The 707-nt window shown below is 68.5% G+C and carries 1 protein-coding gene; it reads right to left on the reverse strand.

Annotation, left to right across the window (positions count from 1 at the left end; all coding sequences use genetic code 11):
- Positions 1-66 precede the first annotated feature (66 nt).
- A complete protein-coding gene (locus tag ACXJKJ_RS30615; RefSeq protein WP_457318887.1) occupies positions 67-678 on the reverse strand; it encodes a YbhB/YbcL family Raf kinase inhibitor-like protein in 612 nt (203 codons plus the stop codon).
- Positions 679-707: the final 29 nt, after the last annotated feature.

Consider the following 707-nt stretch of genomic DNA (forward strand, 5'->3'; position numbering starts at 1 on the left):
TTCATGAGGAGCCGGCCAGCGGCCGGCATTATTCGGCATCGCGCGAGGGCGTTGGCTGGACGCCGATCAGGCCAATGCCGGGTTCAACGTGTAGGTGCCATGCAGCGCCGCTTCGGCCAGCACGTGGCCGTGCATCGCACGGTGCACATCGGCGCCGGTGAACGGGGTGGGCAGGTCCAGCTGCGCCACGTCGAGGGCGAACACACGGAAGAAATACCGGTGCATGCGCGCGTCGTTGAACGGCGGGTACGGGCCGTCATAGCCCAGGTACTGCCCGGCCATGTCCGGATTGCCGGCGAACCAGCCGGTGAAATCATTCAGGCCCTGGCGCGCGCCGGCGGGTCCGGCCGGTGCGGTTTTGCCCTTGACCGTGAAGCCCTCGCTGCAGCTGCCGGCGGCGATGTCGTGCACGCTGGCAGGGATGTCGGCCATCGCCCAGTGCACGAAATCCGCGCGCGGCTGGTCGCGCGGCACGCTGCAATCGTGGCGACCGACCGTTTCCGGCACCGTCGGCACGTCCGGGTCGATGCACAGCAACGCGAACGAACGGGTGCCCTCGGGCACCTCGCTCCAGGCCAGCTGCGGGTTGCGGTTGGCGGCGAAACCGTTGGCATCGCCGGCGGCGAATTCGGCCGCGATCGGCTGGCCGTTGTGGAAGCTGGTACTGCTCAGGCGCATGGGAGAGTCCTCACTGTTCCGGGTAACCA

It is taken from the genome of Roseateles sp. P5_E1 (assembly GCF_054049335.1).